The 25,432-nt window shown below is 69.3% G+C and carries 24 protein-coding genes, 1 pseudogene and 1 riboswitch; of the genes and pseudogenes, 17 read left to right on the forward strand and 8 right to left on the reverse strand.

The window, feature by feature from the left end; translation table 11 throughout:
- Positions 1 to 56: 56 nt before the first annotated feature.
- The 4 genes from ACIBB8_RS03645 to gcvT form a co-directional block, all read right to left on the reverse strand.
- A complete protein-coding gene (locus ACIBB8_RS03645; RefSeq protein ID WP_398948808.1) occupies positions 57 to 1,439 on the reverse strand; it encodes an L-serine ammonia-lyase in 1,383 nt (460 codons plus the stop codon).
- 156 nt (positions 1,440 to 1,595) lie between these two features.
- Positions 1,596 to 2,855, reverse strand: coding sequence for a serine hydroxymethyltransferase (gene glyA / locus ACIBB8_RS03650; RefSeq protein ID WP_398948809.1), 1,260 nt, complete (start codon positions 2,853 to 2,855; stop codon positions 1,596 to 1,598).
- 20 nt (positions 2,856 to 2,875) lie between these two features.
- The gene (gcvH, locus tag ACIBB8_RS03655; protein WP_037690095.1) at positions 2,876 to 3,253 is read right to left on the reverse strand and encodes a glycine cleavage system protein GcvH; all 378 of its coding nucleotides are present in this window, start codon (positions 3,251 to 3,253) and stop codon (positions 2,876 to 2,878) included.
- A 69-nt stretch (positions 3,254 to 3,322) separates the two neighbouring features.
- Entirely contained in the window at positions 3,323 to 4,438 is a 1,116-nt protein-coding gene (gcvT, locus tag ACIBB8_RS03660) for a glycine cleavage system aminomethyltransferase GcvT (protein ID WP_398948810.1), read from the reverse strand.
- 141 nt (positions 4,439 to 4,579) lie between these two features.
- Positions 4,580 to 4,677, reverse strand: a riboswitch (glycine riboswitch).
- Between the two features lie 160 nt (positions 4,678 to 4,837).
- On the opposite strand from gcvT, the gene ACIBB8_RS03665 reads away from it, so the two are divergent.
- The 3 genes from ACIBB8_RS03665 to ACIBB8_RS03675 all read left to right on the forward strand — a co-directional run bounded on the left by ACIBB8_RS03665 (position 4,838) and on the right by ACIBB8_RS03675 (position 7,719).
- The gene (locus ACIBB8_RS03665; protein ID WP_398948811.1) at positions 4,838 to 5,512 is read left to right on the forward strand and encodes an AAA family ATPase; all 675 of its coding nucleotides are present in this window, start codon (positions 4,838 to 4,840) and stop codon (positions 5,510 to 5,512) included.
- A 103-nt stretch (positions 5,513 to 5,615) separates the two neighbouring features.
- Positions 5,616 to 6,386 carry an enhanced serine sensitivity protein SseB gene (locus ACIBB8_RS03670; protein ID WP_398948812.1) on the forward strand — a complete coding sequence of 257 codons (771 nt, stop codon included), beginning with the start codon at positions 5,616 to 5,618 and terminating at the stop codon, positions 6,384 to 6,386.
- A gap of 556 nt (positions 6,387 to 6,942) precedes the next feature.
- Positions 6,943 to 7,719 carry an enhanced serine sensitivity protein SseB C-terminal domain-containing protein gene (locus ACIBB8_RS03675; RefSeq protein WP_398948813.1) on the forward strand — a complete coding sequence of 259 codons (777 nt, stop codon included), beginning with the start codon at positions 6,943 to 6,945 and terminating at the stop codon, positions 7,717 to 7,719.
- Between the two features lie 131 nt (positions 7,720 to 7,850).
- On the opposite strand, the gene ACIBB8_RS03680 is transcribed toward ACIBB8_RS03675, so the two are convergent.
- A complete protein-coding gene (locus ACIBB8_RS03680; RefSeq protein WP_398948814.1) occupies positions 7,851 to 7,982 on the reverse strand; it encodes a hypothetical protein in 132 nt (43 codons plus the stop codon).
- A 123-nt stretch (positions 7,983 to 8,105) separates the two neighbouring features.
- Here ACIBB8_RS03680 and ACIBB8_RS03685 point away from each other — a divergent pair, with 123 nt between their 5' ends.
- The 8 genes from ACIBB8_RS03685 (at position 8,106) to ACIBB8_RS03720 (ending at position 17,363) form a co-directional block, all read left to right on the forward strand.
- A complete protein-coding gene (locus ACIBB8_RS03685) occupies positions 8,106 to 9,104 on the forward strand; it encodes an ABC transporter permease (RefSeq protein WP_398948815.1) in 999 nt (332 codons plus the stop codon).
- Between the two features lie 116 nt (positions 9,105 to 9,220).
- Complete coding sequence (locus ACIBB8_RS03690) at positions 9,221 to 11,005, forward strand: ABC transporter substrate-binding protein (protein ID WP_398948953.1); 1,785 nt, start codon at positions 9,221 to 9,223, stop codon at positions 11,003 to 11,005.
- A 113-nt stretch (positions 11,006 to 11,118) separates the two neighbouring features.
- A complete protein-coding gene (locus ACIBB8_RS03695; RefSeq protein WP_398948816.1) occupies positions 11,119 to 12,117 on the forward strand; it encodes an ABC transporter permease in 999 nt (332 codons plus the stop codon).
- Positions 12,114 to 13,223, forward strand: a complete 1,110-nt coding sequence (locus tag ACIBB8_RS03700) for an ABC transporter ATP-binding protein (protein WP_398948817.1) — start codon at positions 12,114 to 12,116, stop codon at positions 13,221 to 13,223. Before ACIBB8_RS03695 ends, ACIBB8_RS03700 begins: the two co-directional genes overlap by 4 nt.
- A complete protein-coding gene (locus ACIBB8_RS03705; RefSeq protein WP_398948819.1) occupies positions 13,220 to 14,464 on the forward strand; it encodes an ABC transporter ATP-binding protein in 1,245 nt (414 codons plus the stop codon). Before ACIBB8_RS03700 ends, ACIBB8_RS03705 begins: the two co-directional genes overlap by 4 nt.
- Positions 14,465 to 14,482: 18 nt before the next feature.
- Positions 14,483 to 15,154: a trimeric intracellular cation channel family protein gene (locus tag ACIBB8_RS03710; RefSeq protein WP_398948820.1), complete on the forward strand. Its 672-nt coding sequence runs from the start codon at positions 14,483 to 14,485 to the stop codon at positions 15,152 to 15,154.
- A gap of 86 nt (positions 15,155 to 15,240) precedes the next feature.
- Positions 15,241 to 16,086, forward strand: coding sequence for a thioesterase family protein (locus ACIBB8_RS03715; RefSeq protein WP_398948821.1), 846 nt, complete (start codon positions 15,241 to 15,243; stop codon positions 16,084 to 16,086).
- 107 nt (positions 16,087 to 16,193) lie between these two features.
- Positions 16,194 to 17,363: a cysteine desulfurase family protein gene (locus ACIBB8_RS03720; RefSeq protein ID WP_398948822.1), complete on the forward strand. Its 1,170-nt coding sequence runs from the start codon at positions 16,194 to 16,196 to the stop codon at positions 17,361 to 17,363.
- An 81-nt stretch (positions 17,364 to 17,444) separates the two neighbouring features.
- Here ACIBB8_RS03720 and ACIBB8_RS03725 read toward each other — a convergent pair whose 3' ends face one another.
- Entirely contained in the window at positions 17,445 to 18,254 is an 810-nt protein-coding gene (locus tag ACIBB8_RS03725) for an N-acetylmuramoyl-L-alanine amidase (protein WP_398948823.1), read from the reverse strand.
- Positions 18,255 to 18,315: 61 nt separating this feature from the next.
- Here ACIBB8_RS03725 and mnmA point away from each other — a divergent pair, with 61 nt between their 5' ends.
- Both mnmA and ACIBB8_RS03735 read left to right on the forward strand, forming a co-directional pair.
- Positions 18,316 to 19,461, forward strand: coding sequence for a tRNA 2-thiouridine(34) synthase MnmA (mnmA, locus tag ACIBB8_RS03730; protein WP_398948824.1), 1,146 nt, complete (start codon positions 18,316 to 18,318; stop codon positions 19,459 to 19,461).
- A 137-nt stretch (positions 19,462 to 19,598) separates the two neighbouring features.
- Positions 19,599 to 19,958, forward strand: a pseudogene (locus ACIBB8_RS03735) (hypothetical protein); the annotation flags it as partial.
- On the opposite strand, the gene ACIBB8_RS03740 reads toward ACIBB8_RS03735, so the two are convergent.
- The gene (locus tag ACIBB8_RS03740) at positions 19,896 to 20,072 is read right to left on the reverse strand and encodes a hypothetical protein (protein WP_398948825.1); all 177 of its coding nucleotides are present in this window, start codon (positions 20,070 to 20,072) and stop codon (positions 19,896 to 19,898) included. The pseudogene ACIBB8_RS03735 and the gene ACIBB8_RS03740 overlap by 63 nt on opposite strands.
- 95 nt (positions 20,073 to 20,167) lie before the next feature.
- A complete protein-coding gene (locus ACIBB8_RS03745; RefSeq protein ID WP_398948826.1) occupies positions 20,168 to 20,503 on the reverse strand; it encodes a DUF427 domain-containing protein in 336 nt (111 codons plus the stop codon).
- A 111-nt stretch (positions 20,504 to 20,614) separates the two neighbouring features.
- On the opposite strand from ACIBB8_RS03745, the gene ACIBB8_RS03750 reads away from it, so the two are divergent.
- From ACIBB8_RS03750 to ligA, 4 genes are all read left to right on the forward strand, one after another.
- Positions 20,615 to 21,154, forward strand: a complete 540-nt coding sequence (locus ACIBB8_RS03750) for a TIGR00730 family Rossman fold protein (RefSeq protein WP_393303123.1) — start codon at positions 20,615 to 20,617, stop codon at positions 21,152 to 21,154.
- Positions 21,155 to 21,182: 28 nt separating this feature from the next.
- Positions 21,183 to 21,872: an SDR family oxidoreductase gene (locus ACIBB8_RS03755; protein WP_398948827.1), complete on the forward strand. Its 690-nt coding sequence runs from the start codon at positions 21,183 to 21,185 to the stop codon at positions 21,870 to 21,872.
- Positions 21,873 to 21,991: 119 nt separating this feature from the next.
- A complete protein-coding gene (locus ACIBB8_RS03760; RefSeq protein ID WP_398948828.1) occupies positions 21,992 to 23,017 on the forward strand; it encodes a methionine synthase in 1,026 nt (341 codons plus the stop codon).
- A 29-nt stretch (positions 23,018 to 23,046) separates the two neighbouring features.
- Entirely contained in the window at positions 23,047 to 25,242 is a 2,196-nt protein-coding gene (gene ligA / locus ACIBB8_RS03765; protein ID WP_398948829.1) for an NAD-dependent DNA ligase LigA, read from the forward strand.
- Positions 25,243 to 25,432: the final 190 nt, after the last annotated feature.

Here is a 25,432-nt window from a genome sequence, read left to right on the forward strand (position 1 = left end):
AGGGAAGGCCCTGACAGCGCCGAAAGACACGAACGCGCTGGTCAGGGCCCATTCCCCTAGCACTCGATGATGTTCACCGCGAGCCCGCCGCGCGCAGTCTCCTTGTACTTCACGCTCATGTCCGCGCCCGTCTCCTTCATGGTCTTGATGACCTTGTCGAGAGAGACCTTGTGGGTGCCGTCGCCGCGCAGCGCCATCTTCGCCGCCGTGACCGCCTTGACCGCCGCCATGCCGTTGCGCTCGATGCACGGGATCTGGACGAGACCGCCGACCGGGTCGCAGGTCAGGCCCAGGTTGTGCTCCATGCCGATCTCGGCGGCGTTCTCGACCTGTTCGGCGGAGCCGCCGAGGACCTCGGCGAGCGCTCCCGCGGCCATCGAGCAGGCGGAGCCGACCTCGCCCTGGCAGCCGACCTCGGCGCCGGAGATCGAGGCGTTCTCCTTGAACAGCATGCCGATGGCACCGGCCGCGAGGAGGAAGCGGACGACGCCGTCCTCCTTCTCGGCCTCGGTGGCGCCGCCCGCGGCGAAGTTCATGTAGTAGTGCAGCACGGCCGGGATGATGCCGGCTGCGCCGTTGGTCGGGGCGGTGACGACGCGGCCGCCCGCGGCGTTCTCCTCGTTGACCGCCATCGCGTAGAGGGTGATCCACTCCATCGCGTGAGCCTGCGGGTCGCCCTCGGCGCGCAGCTGGCGTGCGGTGTTCGCGGCGCGGCGGCGGACCTTCAGGCCACCGGGGAGGATGCCTTCGCGGGCCATGCCGCGCGATACGCATGCCTGCATGACCCGCCAGATGTCCAGCAGACCGGAGCGGATCTCCTCCTCTGTCCGCCAGGCCCGCTCGTTCTCCAGCATGAGGGAGGAGATCGACAGGCCGGTGTCGCGGGAGAGCCGCAGCAGTTCGTCGCCGGTGCGGAAGGGGTACTTCAGGACGGTGTCGTCGAGGACGATCCGGTCCTCGCCCACCGCGTCCTCGTCGACGACGAAGCCGCCGCCGACGGAGTAGTAGGTCTTCTCCAGCAGCGGGGCGCCGTCGCGGTCGAACGCGAAGATCGTCATGCCGTTGGCGTGGTAGGGGAGCGCCTTGCGGCGGTGCAGGACCAACTGCTCGTCGGCGTCGAAGTCGATCTCGTGCATGCCCAGCAGGTTGATCCGGCCCGAGGAGCGGATCGCGTCCACCCGGTCGTCGGCGGACTCCACGTCGACGGTACGCGGGGACTCGCCCTCCAGGCCGAGCAGGACGGCCTTGGGCGTGCCGTGACCGTGGCCGGTGGCGCCGAGCGAGCCGAACAGCTCGGCGCGTAGGGAAGCGGTGTGGGCGAGCAGGCCCTCGTTCTTCAGGCGGCGCGCGAACATGCGGGCCGCGCGCATCGGGCCGACCGTATGGGAGCTGGACGGGCCGATGCCGATCGAGAACAGGTCGAAGACCGAGATGGCCACGGTGTGACTCCTAAGGGGTTGGTAGACGCCGTTGTCTGCCGGGCGGTGCGGTACGGACCGGTCGGTCCGAAGAGAGGCGGGACAAGGGTGGGGGCACCGCGCTCACTGTCCAGTGTGCGTGGTGCCCCGCCCCAAACGTGCGAAAAGTGACCCGGACTACTTCAGGCCGGGGTACAGCGGGAACTTCTCGGCCAGCGCGATCACGCGGGCCTTGAGGTTGTCGGCGTCGTACGACGGCTTGAGTGCCGACGCGATGATCTCGGCGACCTCGGTGAAGTCCTCGGCCTGGAAGCCACGGGTGGCCAGGGCCGGCGTGCCGATCCGCAGACCGGAGGTGACCATCGGCGGCCGCGGGTCGTTCGGGATGGCGTTCCGGTTGACCGTGATGCCGAGCTCGTGGAGCCGGTCCTCGGCCTGCTGGCCGTCCAGCTCCGAGTTGCGCAGGTCGACGAGGACCAGGTGCACGTCCGTACCGCCGGAGAGGACGGAGACGCCGACCTCGGTGACGTCCGGCTGCACCAGACGCTCGGCGAGGATGCGGGCGCCGTCCAGGGTGCGCTGCTGGCGCTCCTTGAACTCGTCGGTCGCCGCGACCTTGAACGAGACCGCCTTGGCCGCGATCACGTGCTCCAGCGGACCACCCTGCTGACCGGGGAAGACGGCAGAGTTGATCTTCTTGGCGAGCTCCTGCGTCGACAGGATGACGCCACCGCGCGGACCGCCGAGGGTCTTGTGCGTTGTCGTCGTCACGACGTGGGCGTGCGGCACCGGGTTCGGGTGCAGACCCGCGGCCACCAAGCCCGCGAAGTGCGCCATGTCGACCATCAGGTACGCGCCGACCTCGTCCGCGATGCGGCGGAAGGCGGCGAAGTCCAGCTGACGGGGGTAGGCGGACCAGCCGGCCACGATGAGCTTCGGCTTGGACTCCTTGGCCAGGCGCTCGACCTCGGCCATGTCCACGACGCCGGTCTCGTCGACGTGGTAGGGGACCACGTTGTAGAGCTTGCCGGAGAAGTTGATCTTCATGCCGTGGGTCAGGTGACCGCCGTGGGCCAGGTTCAGACCCATGATCGTGTCGCCCGGCTTCAGCAGCGCGAACATCGCGGCGGCGTTGGCCTGCGCACCCGAGTGGGGCTGGACGTTGGCGGCCTCGGCGCCGAACAGCGCCTTGATCCGGTCGATGGCGATCTGCTCGACCACGTCGACGTGCTCGCAGCCGCCGTAGTAGCGGCGGCCCGGGTAGCCCTCGGCGTACTTGTTGGTGAGGACGGAGCCCTGGGCCTCCATGACCGCGACCGGAGCGAAGTTCTCCGAGGCGATCATTTCGAGGGTGGACTGCTGACGGTGGAGCTCGGCGTCGACGGCGGCGGCGACGTCCGGGTCCAGCTCGTGGAGGGAGGAGTTGAGAAGCGACATCAGGTGGTCCCTTGGAGTCTTTAGTTGCCGGAGAACTCGGTGTACTCGTCGGCGGAGAGCAGGTCCTTCGGCTCCTCCGCGACGCGTACCTTGAACAGCCAGCCGCCCTCGAAGGGAGCGGAGTTCACCAGCGACGGGTCGTCCACGACGTCCTGGTTGGAGGCGGTGACCTCGCCGGTCACCGGCGAGTACAGGTCGCTGACGGACTTGGTCGACTCGAGCTCGCCGCAGGTCTCGCCCGCGGTCACCGTGTCACCGACCTCCGGGAGCTGGGCGTAGACGACGTCACCGAGCGCGTTGGCCGCGAACTCGGTGATGCCGACCGTGGCCACACCGTCCTCGAGGGCCGACAGCCACTCGTGCTCCTTGCTGTAACGCAGCTGCTGGGGGTTGCTCATGTCCTGAATTCTCCTGTACGCGGGGGAGTGCTGATGAACGGTGGTCTTACGGTGTGAGACGCGACTGCGTCACTTCTGGCGCTTGTAGAACGGCAGGGCGACGACCTCGTACGGTTCGTGGCTGCCCCGGATGTCCACTCCGACGCCCGTGGTCCCGGGCGCGGCGTGGGCGGCGTCCACGTATGCGATGGCGATCGGCTTGCCGAGCGTCGGCGACGGTGCGCCGGAGGTGACCTCGCCGATGACCTGGCCCTCGGCGACAACGGGGTAGCCGGCGCGCGGCACCCGGCGGCCCTCGGCGATCAGACCGACGAGCTTGCGCGGCGGGGCGGTCTCGGCGCGCTCGGCAGCGGCCTCCAGGGCCTTGCGGCCGACGAAGTCGCCCTCCTTCTCGAACTTCACGACCCGGCCGAGACCGGCGTCGAACGGGGTCAGCTCGGTGGTCAGCTCGTGCCCGTACAGCGGCATGCCCGCCTCCAGGCGCAGCGTGTCGCGGCAGGACAGACCGCACGGGATCAGGCCACGGGAGGCGCCTGCCGCCGTGAGGGCCTGCCAGAGCTGCTCCGCGTGCTCGGGGGCGACGAAGAGCTCGAAGCCGTCCTCGCCGGTGTAACCGGTACGGGCGATCAGCGCGGGCACACCGGCGACGGTGCCGGGCAGACCCGCGTAGTACTTCAGACCGTCCAGGTCGGCGTCGGTGACCGAGGCCAGGATGGCGGGGGACTCGGGGCCCTGGACGGCAAGCAGCGCGTACGCGTCGCGGTCGTCACGCACCTCGGCGTCGAACCCGTCGGCGCGGGCGGTCAGCGCGTCCAGCACGATCTGTGCGTTCCCGGCGTTGGCGACGACCATGTACTCGGTCTCGCCCAGCCGGTAGACGATCAGGTCGTCCACGATGCCGCCGTCCTCGGCGCAGATCATCGTGTAGCGGGCGCGGCCGACGGCCACGGTGCCGATGTTGCCGACCAGCGCGAAGTTCAGGAACGCCGCGGCCTGCGGGCCCGTGACGGTGATCTCACCCATGTGCGACAGGTCGAAGAGGCCCGCCTTCGTGCGCACCGCGTTGTGCTCGTCGCGCTCACTGGCGTAGCGCAGCGGCATGTCCCAGCCGGCGAAGTCGGTCATGGTCGCGCCCAGCGAGCGGTGCAGGGCGTCGAGGGCGGTGAGACGGGGGGCGTTGCTCATAGGTGTGGCTCCCAGGGCATGACGACGAGGACGATCTCCTCCCCATCTGTCATCGGAACCTGAGAGGTTCGCCGAGAGACCCCCGGGGGGTTCGGCTTGCACCTTGGGTGGAGCCGCGGGCGACTCGCTTTTCAGATCTGCCTCATCCACGCGGTACGGGGCCTGAGAGATTCAAGGGAGGATCTTGCTCCTTCGGCGCCCGGCACACACTGTGGCCGGAGCTCTCCCGCGCGGATTCAAGCGGCCTTTATGCAGTTGGCCGGGTCATCATCGCACGCATCGGGGAAGGGTGGGGGCGTCGGTACCCCATGCACGGGACAAGTAGTGGGACGGTTGTCTCGCATTACCTTTTCTTTACACTTCTTGGGCAGGCGTGGGTGACCCGACAGGGGGAGGGCGATGACGTTGCAGCGGTACGCGACGACCGCGGGGGTCGCGCACGGCGCGATGCCCGCGCAGCCGGGAGCACGCGCCCGGGAATTGCCGGGCACGCATGCGCCCGTCGTGCGGGACCTGCGCGAGCGCGCCGGGCGCAGCCCGCGCGGGCTCCATTTCGCGACAGGCGATGTGGTGGTGGTCTCCGGGCTGCCCGGAGGCGGAAAGTCGACACTGATCCGGCGGGCGGTGGCGGTACGGGCCATCGACTCCCAGGACACCCGGGACCGCTGGGCGCAGCGGGTGCCCCGCTTACTCCCGTACGCCCTCTACCGCCCGCTGGTCCGCGTCGCCCATTACTGGGGGCTGTGGCGGGCGCTGTGCTCCGGTGAGTCCATCGTCGTCCACGACTGCGGGACCCAGACATGGGTGCGGGGCTGGCTGGCCCGGCATGCACGGCGCCGCGGCCGCACGCTGCATCTCGTGCTGCTCGACGTCACCCCTCAGGAAGCCAGGGAGGGACAGCGCGAGCGTGGGCGCGGAATCTCCGGATACGCCTTCGCCCGGCACCGCAGGGCCGTCGGACGGCTGCTGCGGAACACCGAGGCGGGCGCCCTGCCGCTCGGCTGCTCCTCGGCGGTGCTGCTGGACCGGGAGGCGGCCGGGATGCTGGCGCGGATCACGTTCGCCGACGACTGAGGGACGGGACAGCCTTTTGGTGCTCGGTCGTCCGTCAGCGTGGAAGGGTGCGCCGGAGTTACTGTTCTGCGGCAAGACTCGGGTGAGAAGGGGAAGCAGCGCAGTGGACATTCCGGCACCGGTCCAGAACCATCCGCAGAGCGGATGGCCGGCCAATGAGCTCGAAGAGGTGCTGGTTGCCTCGCTCGGCAGCCCGGAGGCGGGCGGTCGGCTCGTCGAAGTGCTCGGCCGCAGTCACGTCTGGGTGCCGCTTCCCAACGGCGGGGGCCCCGATGCCCCGTCGCTCGATCTGCCGACGGTGGAGATCGAGGGCGCTCCGTACGTTCCCGTCTTCAGCTCCGAACATCAGTTCCTGCAGTGCGTCGGCACCCAAATGTCCTTCACCGTGGCGCCCGCCGTCGAATTCGCCCGCGGGCTGCCCCCGCAGCTCGGCATCGCGGTCAACCCGGGCGGCGTCGTCGGCATGCCGCTGCCGCCGCCCGCCGTCGCCGAGCTCTGCCGCGCCGGACGCACCTCGCTGGACGGGCCGGCCACCGGCGGCCGGGTCCGGCTTTACGAGCCGGACTGGCAGGAGGAGCCCGTCGACTTCCTCGCGGCCGCGGCCGGGGAATTCGAGGAGAGCGGCGTCGTGCGCACCGCCCGCCGGACGCTGGCCAGCATCGAGGGCGGCGATCCCGTTCTCTTCATAGGCGTCGAGTTCTCCACCTGGGACGGCGCGGGGCGCAACGCCCCGATGGACGCTCTGGGCCGCGCGCTGGGCCGTGTCGAGGTGCCCTGGCCGGTCAATCTGGTCCTGCTCGATGTGGCGCAGGACCCGGTCGCCGACTGGATGCGGGCCAGGATCCGGCCGTTCTACCAGCGCGAGGGTTACTAGAAGGGCACTGAAGATCTTGGCCGGGCTCCCGACGCCTTGCACGCACATCTGCGGCGTTGCCGAAGCGGCCTGATAGCTCCGCTATGAGGCCGCTTCGGCGCCTTGCAGCTGCACGCACCAGACGCCGCTCGCTGATCCGGCCAAGATCGTCAGCACCTTCCTAGGCGTGTTTCGAAGGGAGCGCCGTCCGCCCGTAGGGCGGGCCTGGCGGCTGGTGCGTGCGGTCGCAAGGCGGCCGGAGGTCCTTGGACGGGTCTCCCCTGCTCGGCCGGAGCTGAGAGCTCGGGGACGGAGCTGCCAGGGCTTCTGGCCGACGCGGCGAGCGGGCGTGCTGGGCGGTGAGGCGGGGCAGAGTCTGCCGGCAGGGGCACGGGAGCGCGGAGTCCCCGAGTCCGGGGATCGCGGGCGCGACACCATCGACCTCAGGCGCGTCAAGTCGGTGTCAGGGGCGCCGCATAAGCTGGTTTGATGGCTAGTGCCTCGGCCACCGAGCCGCACCCGTGTGCCCCGGGAGCGGCAGGCCGACACAGTGGATCGAAGAGGGGCGGGACCCAGGGTGAGTGCGTCAGGCACCGCGGCGGCCGGGCAGGTCGAGCACATGCTGCGCCAAGTGACGCCCGGGCGCTACGACGCGTACGAGGGACTGCTCCGGGCGCTCGCCGGCGACCGGATCTGGATGCTGCTCTGGCACGGCCGGGCGGGCTCGCCCGACGCCCAGTACGGAAACATCGAGGTCGACGGGCTGGGCTACGCGCCCTGTGTGACCTCCGCCCAGGAACTCTCGGCCAGCGGCTGGAACCGGGCCCATGAAGTAGTCACCGGACTCGACATCGCGCGCGCTCTCTTCCCGGACCGCTGGGGCATCTGGCTCAATCCGCACGCCCCCGGTGGCGGCGTCGGCATCCCGTGGCTGGATCTGCGCCGTATCGCCACCGGTCTCGACCGGATGCCCGCGGGACCGCTCCGGCTCACCGAGCCGGCGATCGAGATCCCGCAGTTCTACGCCCTGCTCTCGCAGAACGCCCATCACACCCCCGCGATCCGCTCCCTGCGCCGGGCCTGGGTGCAGCCCGCGCTCGGGGTGCCGTACCTCGCCATCGGTCTCGATCTCTACGAAACGAGCCAGACATCCGTCGACGCGGTGCGCGCGATGATGCAGCAGTCGATCGGCGCGGTCCCGGACGGGTTGCCCGTTTCCACCGTCGCGATGTCCGACGAGTACGACCCGGTCGCGATGTGGCTCCGCGCCAACGCCCGCCCGTTCTACGACCGCGAGGCGCACGTCGCGCCCGCTCCCGCCGTTGGTTACGGCTACCCCCCGGTCCACGGCTGACCGGCCCGGGCGCCTGCCAATTGGCGCCGGGATGAACCCTGTTGGGGTACCTGTCCGATCTGGGCGAAGAGTGCCGACTTGGTTCGCTGGGGCGATCACGGCGTCCGGATAACGGAAGCCAGCTGGTCACATCACGGTTGCGCATCCATTCCCCACCAGGGCTGGCGGGTGATCCGCGACGCGTTGAAGACTCCCCGGAACAAGAAGCGTTCGGCGCCCTGTGCGACCTGCGGCTTCTGGTTGGACCAGTTGAACTGCTCCACTCGAACCACCTGCATCTTCCGTACCACCCGCACCAAACGTGCGACTTGCACCTGTGATGTGAACAAGCCGCTACAGCGGCGGGCGCGGGCCGACCACAGCCGGCCGAGAGGGGTCCCACCACGATGACGGCACCACTGCATGACACGACAGCCGCTGAGACCGCGGCCGTTGATGTCGCCGCGGATGTCCCCGAGAAGGCGATCGAGGGCCGGTCCCCGTGGAAGATCGCCTGGTCCCGGCTCAAGCGTGACAAGCTCGCGCTGACCGGTGGATTCGTGGTGCTCTTCCTCATTGCCGTCGCGCTCCTCGCGCCGGTGATCGTGAGTGCTTTCGGGCATCCGCCGAACGAGTTCCACGAGGACAAGATCGACCCGCTCTTCGGTACCCCGATCGGCTCCTGGGGCGGCATCAACTCCGACTTCCTGCTGGGAGTCGAGCCCGTCAACGGCCGTGACGTGTTCAGCCGCATCGTCTACGGCGCACGCATCTCGCTGCTCGTGGCCTTCCTCGCCGCCATGGTCGCCGTCGCCCTCGGCACGGTCATCGGCATCGTCGCGGGCTACTTCGGCGGCTGGGTCGATGCGGCGATCAGCCGGGTCATGGACGTGATGCTCGCCTTCCCGCAGCTGCTCTTCACCATCGCCCTGGTCTCCGTACTCCCCAACGAGCTCCTCGGCCTGGAGGGTTCGAGCGTCCGCGTCGGAGCGCTGGTGCTGGTGATCGGCTTCTTCGGCTGGCCCTACGTCGGCCGAATCGTCCGCGGCCAGGCCCTCTCGCTCAGGGAGCGCGAGTACGTGGAGGCGGCCCGCAGCCTGGGCGCCGGACGCTTCTACATCCTGTGGCGCGAGCTGCTGCCCAACCTGGTCGCGCCGATCACCGTGTACGCCACCCTCATGATCCCGACGAACATCCTCACGGAGGCCGCGCTCAGCTTCCTCGGTGCCGGCGTGAAGCCGCCCACCGCCTCGTGGGGCCAGATGCTCTCGAAGGCCGTCAACACATATGAGTCCGACCCCATGTTCATGGTGATCCCGGGTCTGGCCATCTTCATCACCGTGCTGGCCTTCAACCTCTTCGGAGACGGCGTGCGGGACGCGCTCGACCCGAAGGGGGCCCGCTGATCCGGCCTTGGGCCGTCCGTAAGACCCGTTCGACCCCGCCCCTGCCGATCAGCCAGGAGGCCATCGAAAGCCGGCGGCTCCTCGTCAAGGACCGCCACTATCACGGAGGTTGCGAGATCGTGACACCCATCAGTTCATCGAGGCGCAGGCTCGTCGCGGGCTCGGCTCTCGTCGTAGCGGCTCTGCTCGGCACCGCGGCCTGCGGTGGCGGAGACAAGGACGACAACGGTGGCGGCGGGGGCAAGCCCGGGGCCGCGGGCTTCAACGCCGCGGTCAGTAAGGTCGCCAGCGCGTCCGACAAGAAGGGTGGCGAGCTGAAGTTCATCGGCACCCAGGACGCCGACTCGTGGGACCCGCAGCGCGGTTACTACGGCTTCATGTGGAACTTCGCCCGCTACTACACCCGTCAGCTGATCAGCTTCAAGGGCGAGCCGGGTGCCGCCAGCACCGAGCTGGTGCCGGACATGGCCACCGACGCCGGTCAGGTCTCGCCCGACGGCAAGACCTACACCTTCAAGCTGAAGCCGGGTCTGAAGTGGGAGGACGGCAAGCCCGTCACCTCCAAGGACCTGAAGTACGGCATCGAGCGCATCTGGGCCCAGGACGTCATCTCCGGCGGCCCGATCTACCTCCAGCAGGTGCTCGACCCCAAGGGTGAGTACAAGGGTCCCTACAAGGACACCACCCCGGACAAGCTCGGCCTGAAGGCCATCGAGACGCCCGACGACCAGACCATCATCTTCAAGCTGCCGAAGGCCAACGGCGACTTCCTGCAGATGCTGGCGATGCCCTCGGCCACTCCGGTCCGCGCGGACCTGGACACCAAGGCCAAGTACGGTCTGAAGCCCGCCTCCATGGGCCCGTACAAGTGGCAGGAGTACACGCCGAACAAGTCCATCACGCTCGTCCGCAACGAGAACTGGGACAAGGCGACGGACACCATCCGCAAGGCCCTGCCGGACAAGATCACGGTCAAGCTGCAGAGCAACTCCGACGACATGGACAACCGGCTGATCGAGGGCGAGTACGACCTCGACATCAACGCCACCGGTGTCGGCCAGGCCGCGCGTGCCAAGGTGCTCCAGCAGCACAAGGACAACGTCGACAACCCGCAGACCGGCTTCATCCGCTACGCGGTGTTCCCGCAGACGGTCAAGCCGCTCGACAACATCGAGTGCCGCAAGGCCCTCATCTACGCGGCCGACTCCAAGTCCCTGCAGACCGCCCGTGGCGGCCCGCAGGCCGGTGGTGACATCGCCACCAACATGCTGCCGCCGGCCATCAAGGGCTCCGACCCGAAGGCCGACCCGTACGGCAAGCTCTCCGGCAAGCCGGACGAGGTCAAGGCCAAGGAAGCGCTGAAGAAGTGCGGCCAGCCGAACGGCTTCAAGACCACCATCGCGGTCCGCAACAACAAGCCGATCGAGATCGCCACGGCCGAGTCGCTCCAGCAGGCGCTCGGCAAGGTCGGTATCCAGGCCGACATCGACCAGTACGACGGTGCGCAGTCCTCCGGCATCATCGGCTCGCCCAAGGTCGTCAAGGACAAGGGCTACGGCATCATCATCATGGGCTGGGGCGCCGACTTCCCGTCCGGTCAGGGCTTCCTGCAGCCGCTGGTCGACGGCCGCTTCATCCTGCAGAGCGGCAACAACAACTTCTCGCAGCTGAACGACCCGGCGATCAACAAGCTGTTCGACCAGGCGCTGGCGGAGACCGACCCCAGCAAGGCCGGTGACCTCTACAAGCAGATCAACACGAAGGTCACGGAGGCTGCGGTCTACCTGCCCTTCACCCACGAGAAGAACATCGTCTGGCGCGGCTCGCGCCTGACGAACGTGTACACGGCCGACGCCTACAACGGCCGCTACGACTACGCCGCCCTCGGCGTCGTCAAGTGACCGTCTGTCAGCTACACCGGCGCACCCGCCGCTAGGTTCGAAGGGCAGGTGATGGCCGTGCGCGGTGGCCGGGGAACCTTCCGGGGTTTCCCGGCCACCGCCGGGCCGACTGCATGCTTGCATATATCGTCAGGCGGCTGACCGCCGTCATTGTGATGCTGATGGTCGTCACGCTGGTGACATTCGGCATCTTCTTCCTCATCCCGAAGATGACCGGCAGTGACCCTGCCGCGATGTTCGTCGGCAAGCAGGCGGACCCGGCCTCGATCGAGGGCGTCCGTCAGAAGCTGGGCCTGGACGAGCCGATCCTGGCGCAGTTCTGGCACTTCGCCGTGGGTGTCGTCACCGGCCGTGACTACAGCAACGGCGGTGAGACCATTCACTGTGCCGCTCCCTGCTTCGGCTACTCGTTCCGTACGGAGCAAGACGTCTGGCCGCTGCTCAAGGACGCCTTCCCGGTGACCCTCTCGTTGATCATCGGCGCCGTGGTGCTGTGGCTCCTGGCCGGTGTCTCCACCGGTGTGATCTCCGCACTCAAGCGGGGCACGGTCGTCGACCGCGCTGCGATGATCACCGCCCTCGCGGGTGTCTCCCTGCCGATCTACTTCACCGGCATGCTGGCCCTGCTGATCTTCCGTACCCAACTGGACTGGACGCGTGCCGACTACGTGCCCATCACGGAGAACTTCGGTGGCTGGTTCGGCGGAATGATCCTGCCCTGGGTCACCCTTGCCTTCCTCTACGCCGCCATGTACGCCCGCCTCACCCGCGCCACCCTGCTCGAGGTGCTCGGCGAGGACTACATCCGTACCGCGCGCGCCAAAGGTCTGCGGGAGCCGGTCGTGCTCGGCAAGCACGCCATGCGCTCCACCATGACCCCCATCCTGACCATCCTCGGTATGGACCTCGGCGCCCTGGTGGGCGGCGCGATCCTCACCGAGACCACGTTCGGCCTGCACGGCCTCGGCTATATGGCGATCAAGTCGATCGGTGACCGCGACCTGCCCATCATCATCGGCGTCACCCTCATCACCGCCTCCGCGGTGGTCCTCGCCAACCTCGTCGTCGACCTCCTGTACGCCGTGATCGACCCCCGAGTGAGGCTGGCATGACCGACCTGCAGAGGACCGGGGCGGTCAATGAGCCCGTCCGCTCCGGCGCATCGGACCCGGGCGTCTTCCTGGACGTACGCGACCTGAAGATCCACTTTCCGACGGACGACGGTCTGGTCAAGTCCGTCGACGGCCTGACCTTCCAGCTGGAGAAGGGCAAGACCCTCGGTATCGTGGGCGAGTCCGGCTCCGGCAAGTCGGTCACCTCGCTCGGCATCATGGGCCTGCACACGGTCGGTCAGTACGGCCGGCAGAAGGCACAGATCTCCGGCGAGATCTGGCTGAACGGCCAGGAGCTGCTGTCCGCCGACCCGGACACCGTACGCAAGCTGCGCGGCCGCGACATGGCGATGATCTTCCAGGATCCGCTGTCCGCGATGCACCCGTACTACACGGTGGGCCACCAGATCGTGGAGGCGTACCGGGTCCACCACGACGTCGACAAGAAGACCGCCCGCAAGCGGGCCGTCGAGCTTCTCGACCGGGTCGGCATCCCCGAGCCGGGCAAGCGCGTCGACATGTACCCGCACGAGTTCTCCGGCGGTATGCGCCAGCGCGCGATGATCGCGATGGCGCTGATCAACAACCCCGAGCTGCTGATCGCCGACGAACCGACGACGGCGCTGGACGTGACCGTCCAGGCGCAGATCCTCGACCTCATCCGGGACCTGCAGAAGGAGTTCGGCTCGGCGGTCATCATCATCACCCACGACCTGGGCGTGGTCGCCGAGCTCGCCGACGACATCCTGGTGATGTACGGCGGCCGCTGCATCGAGCGCGGCCCGGCGGAGCAGGTCTTCTACCAGCCCCAGCACCCGTACACCTGGGGTCTGCTGGGCTCCATGCCCCGCATCGACCGCGAGCAGACCGACCGACTGATCCCGGTCAAGGGCTCCCCGCCCAGCCTCATCAACGTCCCCAGCGGCTGTGCCTTCCACCCGCGCTGCCCGTACGCGGATGTACCCAAGGGCAACATCACCCGCACGCAGCGTCCGGAGCTGAAGCTGCTGAGCGGGGACGGGCCCGGCCGCCACTACTCGGCCTGCCACATGTCGCAGGAGGAGCGGACCCGGATCTGGACCGAAGAGATTGCGCCGAAGCTGTGAGTGAGACAAAGGATCCCACTGTGCTCGATAAAAAGGGGACGATCCCGGAGCAGGCCACCTCTTCGCCCGAACCGCTGCTCAAGGTCACCGGCCTGGTCAAGCACTTCCCCATCAAGAAGGGGTTGCTGCAGCGGCAGACCGGCGCGGTCAAGGCCGTCGACGGTATCGACTTCGAGGTGCGCCCCGGAGAGACCCTCGGCGTCGTCGGCGAGTCCGGCTGCGGCAAGTCGACCATGGGCCGGCTGATCACTCGCCTGCTCGAGCCGACCGGCGGAACGATCGAGTTCGAGGGCAAGGACATCACGCACCTCGGTGTCTCGGGCATGCGCCCGATGCGGCGTGACGTCCAGATGATCTTCCAGGACCCCTACGGCTCGCTGAACCCGCGGCACACGGTCGGCTCGATCGTCTCGGCCCCCTTCAAGCTCCAGGGTGTGGAGCCCGAGGGCGGCGTGAAGCAGGAGGTTCAGCGGCTGCTGGGCCTGGTGGGCCTCAACCCCGAGCACTACAACCGCTACCCGCACGAGTTCTCCGGCGGCCAGCGTCAGCGCATCGGCATCGCACGGGCACTGGCCCTCAAGCCGAAGCTCGTCGTCGCCGACGAGCCGGTCTCCGCGCTGGACGTCTCGGTCCAGGCCCAGGTGGTCAACCTGATGGACGACCTCCAGAAGGAGCTCGGCCTCACCTACGTGATCATCGCGCACGACCTGTCGGTCATCCGGCATGTCTCGGACCGCATCGCGGTGATGTACCTCGGCAAGATCGTCGAGCTGGCCGACCGCGACTCGCTGTACCAGTCGCCGATGCACCCGTACACCAAGGCACTGCTGTCGGCGGTGCCGGTCCCGGACCCGCGGCGGCGCGGCGCGAAGAGCGAGCGCATCCTGCTCAACGGCGACGTCCCGTCACCGATCTCACCGCCGAGCGGCTGCCGCTTCCACACCCGGTGCTGGAAGGCGACGGAGGTCTGCAAGACGCAGGAACCGCCGCTGTTGACCCTGAAGAGCGGTCACCAAGTGGCCTGCCACCACCCGGAGAACGCCTCGGACCAGGCACCGGGCGACACCGTGCTGGAATCGGCGCGGGACGCGGTGGAGATCGTGGCGCTGAAGAAGGAGCCGGAGCCGGCCGCACCGGAGGCCCCGGGCAAGATCACTGAGGTCTCCCAGGGCGCCGCGGCCGCGACGGATTCAGAGGGCGCGGCGGACTCCGGGGATGCGGAGGACAGCCCGAAGGGGTAGTACCGGCACAATTGCCCGGTGCTCAACGAACTGTTCACGCCCTCCGTCCAGCATGCGCTCGACATCGTCGGAATCTTCGTCTTCGCGATCTCCGGCGCACTGCTCGCCGTACGCAAGAACTTCGATGTCTTCGGCATCGCGGTACTTGCCGAGGTGACAGCGCTGGGCGGGGGGCTGTTCCGTGACGTGATCATCGGAGCGGTCCCGCCCGCCGCCTTCACCGATCTCGGCTACTTCCTCACCCCACTGCTCGCCGCCGGCCTGGTCTTCTTCCTGCATCCGCACGTCGAACGGATCCAGGTCGCCGTCAACGTCTTCGACGCGGCGGGCCTCGGGCTGTTCTGTGTCGCCGGCACCGTCAAGGCGTACGACTACGGGCTCGGTCTCACCGCATCGGCTGCCCTGGGCCTGGCCACCGCGGTCGGCGGCGGTGTGCTGCGTGACGTCCTCGCCAACGAGACGCCGTCGCTGCTGCGCTGGGACCGCGATCTGTACGCCGTGCCCGCGATGGTCGGTGCCACCATGATCGTGCTGTGCATCCGCTTCGACGCGCTGAACGCCTTCACCAGCGGCACCGCCGCGATCGCCGCCTTCGTTCTGCGGCTGCTGGCGATGCGCTTCCACTGGCGGGCGCCCCGCGCCTACAACCGTTCCTCGGCCACGGCGGAGGAGAGCTCCGCGGCCACCTGACCGGACCCCCTGCCCGCGATACGCCGGTGCATCGGCACCTCAAAAAAGCTACCGCTCAGTAATGCACTCGGTGTACGGTGCATCTCATGGCACAGGCAGCTCAGGCACTCATCGGTGACAGCGAGTTCGACAGAGACACCGCCGTCACCCTTCGCGAAGAAGGCGTCTACGATGCCGAGCTCTCCGCGGGCTGGACGATCATCCGCGCCGTCAACGGCGGGTATCTCCTGGCCATGCTCGGCCGTGCGCTCGGCGAGGCCCTGCCCCACTCCGATCCCTTCTCGGTCTCCGCGCACTACCTCACCGCGTCCGTCCCCGGCCCCGCGGTGATCCGTACGCAGGTTGTCCGCACCGGCCGGACCCTCTCCACCGGCCAGGCGTCCCTCTTCCAGTGCGCGGAGGACGGCACCGAGGTCGAGCGCATCCGGATCCTCGGCACCTACGGCGACCTGGACTCCCTCTCCGACGACATCCGTACGTCGGCGAAGCCGCCGGCCATGGCACCGATCGAGCAGTGCTTCGGCCCGGGGGACGGCCCGACGCCCATCCCCGGAAGCTCCGCGATCACCGAGCGGCTCAGCATCAAGCTCGACCCGTCGACCGTGGGCTGGGCCGTCGGCGCCCCGTCCGGCAAGGGCGAGATGCGCGGCTGGTTCGGCCTTGCGGACGGCCGCGACGCCGACCCGTACTCCCTGCTGCTCACCGTCGACGCGCTGCCGCCGACCTCGTTCGAGCTGGGGCTCAAGGGCTGGACGCCGACCATCGAGCTCACCACCCACATCCGCTGCCGCCCGGCCCCCGGCCCGCTGCGTGTCTCCATCACCACCCGCAACCTCGCGGGCGGCTTCCTGGAGGAGGACGCGGACGTCTGGGACAGCGCCGACCGGCTGGTCGCTCAGTCCCGCCAGCTGGCCCGCGCCCCGCGCGGCTGACCCATGGTTCGGGGCACGCGGCACAGCACCCGCCCGCCGTGCACGGGTACCGGACCGCGATGCGCCCGGCATGCGCCCGGCCACGGGCTCGTAGAATCGAGCTCACCATGGCTTACCTCGACCACGCCGCGACCACGCCGATGCTTCCGGAGGCGATCGCGGCGATGACCGCCCAGCTCGCCGTCACCGGCAACGCGTCCTCACTGCACGCCGCCGGGCGACGGGCCCGCCGTACCGTCGAGGAGTCGAGAGAGACCCTCGCCGACGCCCTTGGCGCACGCCCCAGCGAGGTGGTCTTCACCTCCGGAGGCACCGAGGCCGACAACCTCGCCGTGAAGGGCCTCTACTGGGCCCGCCGCGACGCCGACCCACGGCGCACCCGCGTTCTCGCCGGTCCCGTCGAGCACCACGCGGTGCTGGACGCAGTCGACTGGCTCGCCGAACACGAGGGCGCGACCGTCGAATACCTCCCCGTCGACAGGTACGGGCGCGTCCACCCGGACGCACTGCGCGAGGCGATCGTGCGCAACCGGGACGATGTCGCGCTGGTCACTGTGATGTGGGCCAACAACGAGATCGGCACCATCATGCCGGTACGTGAACTGGCCGCCGTGGCCAACGAGTTCGACGTGCCGATGCATGCCGACGCGGTCCAGGCCTTCGGTCAGCTGGACGTCGACTTCGCCGGCTCGGGGCTGGCCGCGATGACCGTCAGCGCGCACAAGATCGGCGGCCCGTTCGGCATCGGCGCGCTGCTGCTCGGCCGCGAACACACCCCCGTACCCGTGCTGCACGGCGGCGGCCAGGAGCGGCATGTGCGCTCCGGGACCCTCGACGTGCCCGCCGTCGCCGCCTTCGCGGTGGCCGGACGGCTCGCCGCCGAACGGCGCGAGGAGTTCGCCCGCGAGATCGGCGGGCTCCGCGACGAGCTGGTCGCGGCCGTGCTGGCCGCGGTTCCCGACGCCATCCTCGGCGGCGACCCCGCCCCCGGCGGCCGGCTGCCGGCCAACGCCCACTTCACCTTCCCCGGGTGCGAGGGTGACTCCCTCCTGCTGCTGCTGGACGCCCAGGGCATCGAATGCTCCACCGGCTCCGCCTGCACGGCGGGCATCGCCCAGCCCAGCCATGTGCTGCTGGCCACCGGCACCGATCCGGACCTGGCCCGCGGCACGCTGCGGTTCTCGCTCGGTCACACGTCGACCAAGCAGGACGTCGAGGACGTGGCACGGGCGATCGGGCCGGCGGTCGAGCGCGCCAGGACGGCAGGGCTCAGCTAGTGCCCCTCCCGGCAAGCTTTGCCCCGTCGCGTCGTCCAGCACGCCCGCTCGCCGCGTTGGCCAAAAGCCCTGGTAGCTCCGCTACAAGGACTTCCGGCCGCCTTGCGATCGCACGCACTGGACGACGCTCCCTACGGGGCAAACATTGCCGGTCACGGCACTAGATCCGCCGGACGCCTCCTGGGGTCTCGGGCCCCCAGGGCCCTTCGCCGGGCCGGCAGCCGCTGCCCGTACCAGCTTGAGATACCGGTCCCAGTCCCAATGCGGACCGGGGTCGGTGTGGTCCGTGCCCGGCACCTCCACATGCCCGATGATGTGCTTGCGGTCCACCGGAATCCCGTACCGTCCGCATATCGCGGCCGTCAGCCGCGCCGACGACGCGTACATCGCCGCCGTGAAGTCCTGCGGCCGGTCCACGAACCCCTCGTGCTCGATGCCGACGCTGCGCTCGTTGTACGACCTGTTCCCGGCGTGGAACGCCACATCCAGCTCACGGATCATCTGCGCCACATGGCCGTCCCGGCGTACCACGTAGTGCGCCGCCGCCCCGTGGTCCGGACTCTGGAAGACCTTGACCGCGCTGCGGTAGCTGCCCTGCGTGACATGGATGACGACCCGGTCGATGTCGTAGTCGTCGGGGCGGTCCGCCCGCCGCCAGTTCGCCGGGGACGCCGCTATCCACTCCGCCCCGGCGTAATCCAGCTCACCCGGCTTCCGGGGCTTGGTGACTCCCGGCAGCCGCCACCAGGCATGCTCCAGCTTCGTCCGCGCCAGCGCCGCCGTGCCCACGGCCGTGACGGCAGCGCCGATCAGCATCCCGCGCCGGCTGATGCCGTGCTCCGGCTTCGCCCCTGCGGAGCCCTTGGCGCCCGTCGTCCCCTTGGTCCCCATGCGATCGACAACGCATATCCGCGAGCGTTCGGTTCCCGGCGACCCGTACCCTGGTGGAGCTATGAATCAGACTTCCCCGCGCCCCCTCCGGGTGCTCGCCGCCATGTCGGGCGGTGTCGACTCCGCCGTCGCAGCGGCCCGCGCCGCCGAGGCGGGCCACGACGTGACCGGTGTGCACCTCGCCCTCTCCGCGAACCCGCAGTCGTTCCGTACCGGAGCGCGCGGCTGTTGCACCATCGAGGACTCCCGCGACGCCCGCCGCGCCGCGGACGTCATCGGCATCCCGTTCTACGTCTGGGACCTGGCGGAACGCTTCCGCGAGGACGTGGTCGAGGACTTCATCGCCGAGTACGAGGCGGGCCGCACCCCCAACCCGTGCCTGCGCTGCAACGAGAAGATCAAGTTCGCGGCGCTGCTCGACAAGGCGCTCGCCCTCGGCTTCGACGCCGTCTGCACCGGCCACTACGCCACGGTCGTGCTGAACGCGGACGGCAGCCGCGAACTCCACCGCGCCTCGGACATGGCCAAGGACCAGTCGTATGTCCTCGGCGTCCTGGACGAGAAGCAGCTCGCCCACGCCATGTTCCCGCTCGGCGACACCCTCACCACCAAGGAAGAGATCCGCGCCGAGGCGGAGGCCCGCGGCCTGGCCGTGGCGAAGAAGCCCGACAGCCACGACATCTGCTTCATCGCCGACGGCGACACCCAGGGCTTCCTGGCGAGCCGGCTCGGCACGGCCGAGGGCAACATCGTTGACGAGTCGGGTACGAAGGTCGGCACCCATGAGGGCGCCTTCGGCTTCACCATCGGCCAGCGCAAGGGCCTGCGCATCGGCCACCCGGCGCCCGACGGCAAGCCGCGCTACGTCCTGGACATCTCCCCGGTGAACAACACGGTGACGGTCGGCCCGGTCGAGGCCCTCGACGTCACCGCGCTGACCGCCATCAAGCCCCGCTGGTGCGGCACCGCCCCGGTCGGCCCCGGTACGTACACCGCCCAGCTCCGTGCCCACGGAGGTGAGACCGAGGTGACCGCCGAGCTCGTGGACGGCAGCCTGAACGTCACCTTCACCGAGGCGGTACGGGGCGTGGCCCCCGGCCAGGCAGTCGTGCTGTACGACGGGACGCGGGTGGTCGGCTCGGCGACGATCGCGACGACGGTGCGGCGCACCGCGGCCGGGTGGCCGGTTGATGACGCTGCGATGTAGTCCTCGACGGTGTTGGCTCGTGCGGTCTTGCGGTGGGATTCATGGCTCCACCGCAAGGACTGCCCGGCGAGCCGGACGAGCGTCAGGCGGATCATTGCCACCTTGATCATGGCATCTGAGGTCGCGGTAAGCCGTTCGTATGCGGCCTCCTGAACTGGCTGTCGCTGCTGATTCTGCCCGCGCACTTGGCAACCTTGGCATGGACGCAGGCCGGACGTGCGACCTGGGTCCGCTGGGCGGCGGCCTCGGCGGCCGCTATGGCGTTTGCGCTGCCGTTGATCCTTTTCAGTCGAGGCCAGTCCGCGCAGGTGTCCTGGATACCGCCGCTGACCTGGCACATGATGATCGGCCCTGCGGTCCTGCTGGCAATCGGCGGCCTCGGGGCCCTACTGGACCGGCCACAGGTGGGCCGACTGTCGGCGGCGGCCGTCGGGCTACCACTGCTGGCAGTGCCGCAGGTCGGTCTGATCAGTCTCTCCCTGATCCAGCCGCTGTTCACGGGCCTCGGTCGCTGCGGTGCCCAGTACTCCGCCGACCAGGATCACGGGCGGTGCGTCACCCTGACGCCGGTAGGCGATCAGGGTGACGTCACGGGAGAGAGCCTTGTCCATGTGAGGGTGGACTCCGCAGCATCGCCGAACTCATCGCTCCGGGCCGGGAACGTGTGGGAATTTTCAATTCGGCACGTGAGGACGGCGCCTGACGATCAGTCGCGTACCGTCTCGGTTTCGTAGAAGCAGAAGTGGTCCTTGATCGCAGCGACTTCGGGCTTCGGGTCCGGATACGCCCAGACGAGATCGGCCGCGTCCGGCAGTGACCAGTAGGAGGCATCCCCCTTGAACGGACAGTGGGTATGGGTGTCCGAGGCCGTCAGCAGTTCCGTCCGGACGTCTTCGGGCGGCAGGTAGTAGCGGACCGGACAGCCCGTCTCGCGCAGGACGAGCGGGCTCCGGCTCTCGGCGAGCACCTGCCCGTCGCGCACCACACGTACATGCTCGGTACCGGGTTCGACGGTGATGATGTGTCCTCGTGTGGAAGTCATGTCTGGTTCAGCCGTGTCACGGGCCGATTTCTTCCCCTTTCCGCCCCCGCTGCCGGCCGGTTCTTCACCCGCACGCCCGGATGCGTCGGTGGTGGCCCTTACGGTTGCCGCATGAACATCTGTGTTTTTCTCTCCGCAGCCGACCTCGACGACCGCTACACCGTGCCCGCCCGCGAATTCGCCGAACTGCTCGGCCGGGGCGGACACACACTGGTCTGGGGCGGGTCGGAGAGCGGACTGATGAAGGTCGTCGCCGACGGGGTGCAGGAAGCGGGCGGACGGCTGGTGGGGGTGTCGGTCGACTTCCTGGCCGCGAAGGCCCGCACCAACGCCGACGAGATGGTGATCGCGCGCGATCTCGCCGAGCGCAAGGCACTCCTCCTGGAGAAGGCCGACGCGATCGTGATCATGGTGGGGGGTACCGGGACGCTCGACGAGGCGACCGAGATCCTGGAACTGAAGAAGCACGGCAAGCACGACAAGCCGGTGGTCCTGCTCAACACGGCGGGCTTCTACGACGGGCTGCGCCAGCAGTTCCAGCGCATGGAGGACGAGGGCTTCCTGCCGATTCCGCTCGCCGATCTGGTGTTCTTCGCGAAGGACGCGGTCGGGGCCCTGGCGTACCTCGAGGAGTGGTCCGGGCTGCAGTAGGCAGGTGGGTGGATGCGACCATGGGGCCATGTCCACTCATCTCATCACCGGCGCCGGCTCCGGTATCGGCGCGGCTGTCGCACGCCGTCTTCTGGCGCGGGGCGACGAGCTCGTGCTGCTGGCCCGGGACGCGGGCCGCGCCAAGGAGCTTGCCGCGCTGTACCCCGGCGCCCGCACGCTCGTCGGCGATCTCGGCAACCCGGACCGGCTCTCCTGGGCGTTCGCCCAGCAGCCGCTGCCGGAGCGGCTCGACTCGCTGCTGCACATCGCGGGCGTCGTGGAGCTCGGCCGGGTCGGCGACCTCACGCCCAAGGCATGGCACTTCCAGCTCAACGCCAACCTGGTCGCCCCCGCCGAGCTGACCCGGCTCTTCCTGCCGCAGCTTCGGGTTGCCCAGGGCCATGTCGTCTTCGTGAACTCGGGCGCCGGGCTCAGCGCGCACGCGGAGTGGAGCGCGTACGCCGCGAGCAAGCACGGCCTGAAGGCGCTGGCCGACTCGCTGCGCCAGGAGGAGCACGAGAACGGGGTACGGGTGACCTCCGTCTACCCCGGGCGCACCGCCAGCCCCATGCAGGCCAAGGTCCACCGGCAGGAGGGCAAGGAGTACGACGCCTCCCGGTTCATCGACCCGGAGTCCGTCGCGACGACGATTGTGATGGCGCTCGATCTGCCGCGGGACGCCGAGGTCAACGACCTGACAGTCCGCCCGGGGCGCTGACCGGGACCCGGGCCGGGACCAGGATCGCGGCCGGACCGGGACCCGGGCAGGGTCCTGGCGAGCGCTCTGCCGCGCCTGCCCCGCGACGGGCCCGGCGCCCCGGACCGTAGGCTTCCTGCGTGAGCGAGAAGAGCAAGTTCAGCGGGTGCCGCGCCACCGGGATCGGGTCGATGCCCGGGGGAGACGCGCGGGAGGCGGCGAAGACCGTCACCGGGTCCTTCGGGGACGGCGAGGGGCTGCCGTATCTGCCGGAGCTGCCCGCACGCGGGCCCGGCGCGGACATGATCGGGCGGACCATCGGGCTGCTCGTCGACATGTACGGCCACGTCGAGCCGAGTGGCTGGCGGATCAGTGACCGGCCGGGCCGCGACACCCGCCGGGCCCGCTCCTGGCTCGGCGAGGACCTCGACGCCCTGGAGGAGTTCACCCAGGGGTACGAAGGACCGCTCAAGGTCCAGGCCGTCGGCCCCTGGACGCTGGCCGCCGCGCTGGAGCGGCGGGGCGGCGAGGCGGCGCTCGGCGACCCGGGCGCCTGCCGCGATCTGGCGGGCTCCCTGACGGAGGGGCTGCACAACCACCTCGCCGACGTGCGGCGCAGGGTGCCCGGCGCGCAGGTGATCCTCCAGCTCGACGAGCCGTCCCTGACCGGTGTGCTCCGCGGACAGATCCGGACGGCGAGCGGATACCGCACCTACCGGGCCGTGGACCGGCAGGTGGTGGAGGGCACGCTTCGCGAGGTGCTGGCGGCGAACGGGGACGGCGCCACGGTCGTCCACACCTGCGCGCCCGACGTACCGTTCGCGCTGCTCCGGCGCGCCGGGGCCGACGGTATTTCGTTCGACTTCTCCTTGCTCACCGAGCGTGAGGAGGAGGCGATCGGGGAAGCGGTCGAGGGCGGGACCCAGCTCTTCCTCGGTGTGGTTCCCGGCGCCGACCCGGCTTCGGACGCATTGTCGGACCCGGGCGGTAGCGTCATGGGTGTCAGGACGCTGTGGCGCAGGCTGGGGCTGAATCCGGGGACTCTCGCCGAGTCGTTGGTGATCACCCCGTCGTGCGGCCTCGCGGGCGCGTCGCCCGCGTACGCGCGCGCCGCGCTCGCCCATTGCGCCCGGGCCGCGAGATCGCTCGCAGACAACCCTGAGTGACGGGTATCGGGTAACGGGAGGACGAGACGATGGCCGGCGGACAGCAGTCGGAAGTGCCCGCGGAGGTACAGGGGCGGCATGCGCTCCTCGCCGAGCAGATCGAGGAGCACCGCTTCCGCTACTACGTGAATGACCAGCCAGTCGTCAGCGACGCCGAGTTCGACCGGCTGATGCGCTCGCTGCAGGAGCTGGAGGACGAGTATCCGCAGCTGCGTACGCCCGCGTCGCCGACCCAGAAGGTCGCGGGGCCGTATCGGACGGAGTTCACCTCGGTCGAGCACCGCGAGCGGATGCTCTCCCTGGACAACGCCTTCGACGACGAGGGGCTGGCGGTCTGGGCCGAGCGCGTTGCCAAGGACATCGGCACGACCGGCTACCACTTCCTGTGCGAGCTCAAGGTGGACGGCCTCGCGGTCAACCTCACCTATGAACGAGGGGTGCTGACCCGCGCGGCGACTCGCGGGGACGGCCGCACCGGAGAGGACATCACCCCCAATGTCCGTACGATCGCCGAGATCCCGCACCGGCTGAAGGGCGACCGGATCCCGGAGCTGGTCGAGATCCGCGGCGAGGTCTTCTTCCCGATGGAGGCCTTCGAGGCGCTGAATGCCCGGCTGGTGGCAGCCGACGACAAGCCGTTCGCCAACCCGCGCAACGCGGCGGCGGGTTCGCTGCGCCAGAAGGACCCGAAGGTGACCGCGGGCCGCCCGCTGCACATGGTGGTGCACGGCATCGGTGCCCGTGAGGGCTTCGGGATCGACCGTCTCTCGCACGCCTACGAGCTGTTGCACGAGTGGGGCCTGCCCACTGCCGGACACAACAAGGTCGTCGACTCCCTCGACGGTGTACGGGAGTTCATCGCGCACTTCGGCGAGAACCGGCACTCCGTGGAGCACGAGATCGACGGCGTCGTCGTCAAAGTCGACGAGATCGCGCTCCAGGGCCGGCTGGGCTCCACCTCGCGTGCCCCGCGCTGGGCGATCGCCTGGAAGTACCCGCCGGAGGAGGTGAACACCAAGCTGGTGAACATCAGGGTCGGCGTCGGACGCACCGGCCGGGTCACTCCGTACGCGCAGGTCGAACCGGTCGAGGTGGCGGGCTCCGAGGTCGAGTTCGCCACGCTGCACAACCAGAACGTGGTGAAGGAGAAGGGCGTCCTCATCGGCGACACGGTGGTGATCCGCAAGGCGGGCGATGTGATCCCGGAGATCCTCGGCCCGGTCGTCGATCTGCGGGACGGCACCGAGCGGGCGTTCGTGATGCCGACCCACTGCCCCGAGTGCGGGACGGAGCTGCGGCCCATGAAGGAGGCCGACGTCGACGTCCGCTGTCCCAACGCGCGCTCCTGCCCAGCCCAGTTGCGGGAGCGCGTCGCTTACCTCGCGAGCCGCAAGTGTCTGGACATCGATCACTTCGGCTACGTTGCCGCGGCCGCCCTGACCAGGCCGCTGGAGCCTGTGGAACCGCCGATGAGCGACGAGGGCGATCTTTTCGGACTGACCATCGAGCAGCTGCTGCCGATCCGGGCCTATGTGCTCGACATGGACAGCGGACTGCCCAAGCGCGACCCGAGGACCGGCGAGGAGAAGACCGCCCTGGTCTTCGCCAATCAGGACGGCGAGCCGAAGAAGAACGCCGTGGCGATGCTGGAATCCGTTGCCGCCGCCAAGGAGGCTCCCCTGGCCCGGATTCTCACCGGGCTGTCGATCCGTCATGTGGGCCCGGTCGCGGCCGCGGAGCTGGCCCGTCAGTTCCGTTCGATGGACCGCATCGAGGCGGCCACCGAGCAGGAGCTGGCCGCCGCCGACGGGGTCGGACCCATCATCGCCGCCTCGGTCACCCAGTGGTTCGCGGAGGACTGGCACCGGGAGATCCTGCGCAAGTGGCGGGAGGCCGGGGTCCGGATGGCGGACGAGGCCGCGGGCGGGGACGAGGGGCTCCGGCCGCTCGAAGGCCTTACCGTCGTTGTCACCGGCACGCTGGCCGACCACACCAGGGACGGTGCGAAAGAGGCCCTGCAGAGCCGGGGAGCCAAAGTCACCGGTTCCGTTTCGAAGAAGACCTCCTTTGTTGTGGTCGGCGACAACCCGGGCTCGAAATACGACAAGGCCATGCAGCTGAAGGTTCCCGTTCTGGACGGGGCGGGCTTCGCCGTGCTGCTCGAAGAGGGACCGGAAGCGGCGCGCGCAGCGGCTGTACCTGTCGCCGGACCGGTTGAGGAGTAGCGGGCCGCAGTGGCGCCGGACGGGGTTCGGGAAGGGGCCGGACGCGATACGGAACGGGGCCGTCCGGGCAGGAGGCGCGGTCAGGGCGTCAGGGTTCACCCGTTCGGCGCATAACCGGCGCTGACGGATGGTCGGATTGCATTCGGGCAAGAGGTGTAGAGCGCTGCCCGTAGGGGGTTTCGCGGCCTAC

It is taken from the genome of Streptomyces sp. NPDC051286, from assembly GCF_044455345.1.
Taxonomy (GTDB): Bacteria; Actinomycetota; Actinomycetes; order Streptomycetales; family Streptomycetaceae; genus Streptomyces.

Bases quoted from the DNA above. Each gene is read 5' to 3' on its own strand.
- glyA (WP_398948809.1), bottom strand. From the start codon at position 2,855: ATGTCGCTTCTCAACTCCTCCCTCCACGAGCTGGACCCGGACGTCGCC.
- gcvH (WP_037690095.1), bottom strand. From the start codon at position 3,253: ATGAGCAACCCCCAGCAGCTGCGTTACAGCAAGGAGCACGAGTGGCTG.
- gcvT (WP_398948810.1), bottom strand. From the start codon at position 4,438: ATGAGCAACGCCCCCCGTCTCACCGCCCTCGACGCCCTGCACCGCTCG.
- ACIBB8_RS03665 (WP_398948811.1), top strand. From the start codon at position 4,838: ATGACGTTGCAGCGGTACGCGACGACCGCGGGGGTCGCGCACGGCGCG.
- ACIBB8_RS03685 (WP_398948815.1), top strand. From the start codon at position 8,106: ATGACGGCACCACTGCATGACACGACAGCCGCTGAGACCGCGGCCGTT.
- ACIBB8_RS03695 (WP_398948816.1), top strand. From the start codon at position 11,119: ATGCTTGCATATATCGTCAGGCGGCTGACCGCCGTCATTGTGATGCTG.
- ACIBB8_RS03700 (WP_398948817.1), top strand. From the start codon at position 12,114: ATGACCGACCTGCAGAGGACCGGGGCGGTCAATGAGCCCGTCCGCTCC.
- ACIBB8_RS03715 (WP_398948821.1), top strand. From the start codon at position 15,241: ATGGCACAGGCAGCTCAGGCACTCATCGGTGACAGCGAGTTCGACAGA.
- ACIBB8_RS03720 (WP_398948822.1), top strand. From the start codon at position 16,194: ATGGCTTACCTCGACCACGCCGCGACCACGCCGATGCTTCCGGAGGCG.
- ACIBB8_RS03725 (WP_398948823.1), bottom strand. From the start codon at position 18,254: ATGGGGACCAAGGGGACGACGGGCGCCAAGGGCTCCGCAGGGGCGAAG.
- mnmA (WP_398948824.1), top strand. From the start codon at position 18,316: ATGAATCAGACTTCCCCGCGCCCCCTCCGGGTGCTCGCCGCCATGTCG.
- ACIBB8_RS03740 (WP_398948825.1), bottom strand. From the start codon at position 20,072: ATGGACAAGGCTCTCTCCCGTGACGTCACCCTGATCGCCTACCGGCGT.
- ACIBB8_RS03745 (WP_398948826.1), bottom strand. From the start codon at position 20,503: ATGACTTCCACACGAGGACACATCATCACCGTCGAACCCGGTACCGAG.
- ACIBB8_RS03750 (WP_393303123.1), top strand. From the start codon at position 20,615: ATGAACATCTGTGTTTTTCTCTCCGCAGCCGACCTCGACGACCGCTAC.
- ACIBB8_RS03755 (WP_398948827.1), top strand. From the start codon at position 21,183: ATGTCCACTCATCTCATCACCGGCGCCGGCTCCGGTATCGGCGCGGCT.
- ligA (WP_398948829.1), top strand. From the start codon at position 23,047: ATGGCCGGCGGACAGCAGTCGGAAGTGCCCGCGGAGGTACAGGGGCGG.